General features: G+C 37.1%; 3 protein-coding genes and 1 pseudogene. All 4 read left to right on the top strand.

Annotated features, from left to right (window positions below; all coding sequences use genetic code 11):
- Nucleotides 1-526 (top strand): annotated as a pseudogene (locus EKM70_RS11210) (MobV family relaxase); the annotation flags it as partial.
- Between the two features lie 595 nt (nt 527-1,121).
- On the top strand, nt 1,122-1,277 hold the full coding sequence (locus EKM70_RS11205) for a ribbon-helix-helix protein, CopG family (protein WP_004906453.1): 156 nt from the start codon (nt 1,122-1,124) through the stop codon (nt 1,275-1,277).
- A 72-nt stretch (nt 1,278-1,349) separates the two neighbouring features.
- Nucleotides 1,350-2,039 carry a replication protein gene (locus tag EKM70_RS11200; RefSeq protein WP_012478241.1) on the top strand — a complete coding sequence of 230 codons (690 nt, stop codon included), beginning with the start codon at nt 1,350-1,352 and terminating at the stop codon, nt 2,037-2,039.
- A 154-nt stretch (nt 2,040-2,193) separates the two neighbouring features.
- A partial coding sequence (locus EKM70_RS11195; RefSeq protein ID WP_164506386.1) for an SDR family oxidoreductase occupies nt 2,194-3,008 on the top strand: 815 nt, incomplete at its 3' end.

Raw genomic sequence — 3,008 nt, 5'->3', positions numbered from 1 at the left:
ATCAGTACCCGAATACAAAGCTATGCGGGAAGAATTGAAAAAAATAGAGACCGAAAAACAAGAGACACAAGTAAAGCTTGCACATACAAAAAAACAGCTTGATGAAATCAAGCCACGGGATAACAAAAAAATTGCTAGTAAACCCACCTTGATGAATAAAAATAAAGTCACGGTTGATAAATCTGATCTCGCTGATTTGGAACAACGGGCGTCTTTTAGTGATAATTACAATCAAATGCATGCTAGAGCAAGGCGTGAAGCCGACTCGTTAGGAGATAAACTGACTAGAACAACGTGGGAATATAATGACCTCGAAAGAGAAAATGTTCGTTTGCGAAAGTTAGTCGGAACACTTCAAGACATTGTGCGCAATGTTGATGAGTTTCTACACAAAAAACTAGGTATTAATTTACCTGAAAAGTGGCTAGAGCGTGCAGGACTAAAAGAACCGTCTAAAAAAGCCCCTGAAAGCTCACAGGAATTCGACAGGCATAAATCTGATGAATTAGGCGGTCCACATCTTTAAAACACTTATATGGGCTTAAAATGGCGTTTAAGAGCTTAATTTAACATCTCACTAGATTGAACGTAGTTAACTTTGTGTCTGTCAACGGTAAATCGAATTAAAGGGGCTTGCTGCTTTAGCAGTTAGCCCCTTTTTTGAGGCTTTAAGGAGTTGATAGACTAGCGGATAAAACACTTTTGCGCATGCAAAGAAAAGCACACCTGCTTTTTTTGCCTGCCCCACGGCGAGTGCGGGGTGAGTTTGAGCGGGAGCTCCCGCTCATTTATGGGGTCAAGCTGACACAGCTTGCGGGTTTGGGCGGAGCCCATATTTTGGTTTGAGTGGAATAAAAATTTTGAAAATCAGGGGGCAGGGAGCGATTTTCGCTCCCGTACTACGACCCCCCTTTTAAGTGCCGAGTGCCAATTTTGATAAAAAAGTGATTTTAAGCCTTTGATATCAATGGTTACAGAGTTTTATATCTCGGCGAGTTTTTGGCGAGTTTTTAGCGAGTTTTTAGCAAAATAGAGGTTTCTAGCACATATTGTTGACAATAATGTTGCAAAAACGCATAATAGTGGTGTACTTAAAATTAATTTAGTTTGGAGTAAAAAATATGGCTACAAATAAAAAAAGAATTACGGTCAGTTTAACTGAAGACCAGTATTCTACTTTGGAAAAACTTGCGAAAGAAAAAGGTTTTTCCAAGTCTGCGATTTTAGCTTTAGCTTTAGAAGATTATTCAAGAAAGGAATTAGAACAAAAAAAATAAGCGAAAACTCGGCTTGGGCAAGACGAAAGTTTCCGCTAAACATTGTTGTTCTAACAAGGTTATTCTACCATTATGGCAAAAGACAAATCAAGATACTTCACCTTTTTGTTATATCCCGAATCTATTCCAGAAGATTGGAAGTCGAAATTGGAATTAATTGGTGTCCCAATTGCTGTTAGTCCATTGCATGATAAAGATAAAAGTACTGTGCCAGGACAAGATTTTAAAAAGCCACATTATCATGTTGTCTATGTGGCTAAAAACCCAGTTACTGCTGATAGTGTTCGGTACAAAATTAAACAGCTTCTAGGCGATCAGAGTATTGCTAAAGTACAAATAGTCATCAGAAGTATGACAAGTATGTATTTATATCTTACTCATGAGTCGAAAGACGCTATCGAGAAGAAAAAGCATAAATATAATAAACAAGATATTACGCTGATTAATAATTTTGATATTGATAGATATATATCGCTTGATGTGGAAGATAAAGACGATATGTTGAATACTGTCTGTGATTTGATTGATGAATATGGGATAGCTAATATACGTGAATTGAAGCGTTTTGTTAGAGTTCATGGTAATGAGTATGGGCTTCCTAGTATGAAAATAATTAACTCCGTTTTGCGTGCGCATACTGCCTTGGTAAGGCTATATTTTGACGCAGTCTATCAAGAACGAAGATACGGCAGGGGCGATATTGATAAAGAAACGGGCGAAATATTGAACGATAAGGAGATTAGAGATGAAAAACAGAAATAAAACTGCATTTTGGATACCTTTTTCTATTACGTTTTGCGTTTTTTTGTTTTCCCTTTTTGCTGAGCCTTTTTTGGATAAAATATTTGGTACTCACCCTTTTTTATATCGGGTAATTGCTACCTAAATATTACATGATTAATGGAGGAAATTATTTATGACATTTAGTAACGTAGAAAATACACGAGTATGGTTTATTACAGGAGCGAGCAGTGGACTAGGATACGAGTTCACTAAAAAAGTACTAGAGTCAGGAGATAAGGTTGTTGGTGTTGCTAGAAATATTGAAAAACTTAATGAGTTAAAATACCAGTTTGAAGGAATGTTACTTCCGTTAAGTCTTGATGTTACTGATAGAAGTGCTGTTTTTACTACAGTGGAAACTGCCATTAAACATTTTGGAAGGATCGATATTGTCATTAACAATGCAGGAAATATGGTATTGGGAATGATTGAAGAATTTAGTGAAGATGAAGTTAGAAGTCAAATGGAGACTAATTTCTATGGTGCAATTTGGATTTGTCAAGCAGCTATGCCGTACTTACGGACACAAGGATCAGGTCATATTATACAGATATCTAGTATTGGTGGACTGATTACTGGTCCAATGTCGGGAATCTATAGTGCTAGCAAATTTGCTTTAGAAGGATTTAGCGAGGCATTAGCACAAGAAGCTGCACATTTTGGTGTAAAGGTATCTATCGTTGAACCCGGAGGCTATTGGACGAATCTATACTTAAAAATGAGTTTTACCACACAGAACAAAGAGTATGATTCATTACGTGAGAAGTTGGCTCAACAAAACTCAACCGAATCAGTTGATAGTGACCCTAAGTTGGCTGCCGAAGCTATAATGAAACTGGTTAATAGTGAGAATCCGCCTCTCCGATTGATTCTAGGAAGCCTTGTTTATGATTTAGCTGTTGAAAATGCAGAAAAACGTATATCTACATGGAAAGAGTGGGAATCAGT

This window comes from Levilactobacillus lindianensis, assembly GCF_003946095.1.
Taxonomy (GTDB): Bacteria; Bacillota; Bacilli; order Lactobacillales; family Lactobacillaceae; genus Levilactobacillus; species Levilactobacillus lindianensis.
This window is presented reverse-complemented; position numbering and strand designations above follow the sequence as displayed.

Excerpts from the sequence above, each read along its gene's own strand:
- EKM70_RS11200 (WP_012478241.1), top strand. The coding sequence starts at position 1,350 with ATGGCAAAAGACAAATCAAGATACTTCACCTTTTTGTTATATCCCGAA.
- EKM70_RS11205 (WP_004906453.1), top strand. The coding sequence starts at position 1,122 with ATGGCTACAAATAAAAAAAGAATTACGGTCAGTTTAACTGAAGACCAG.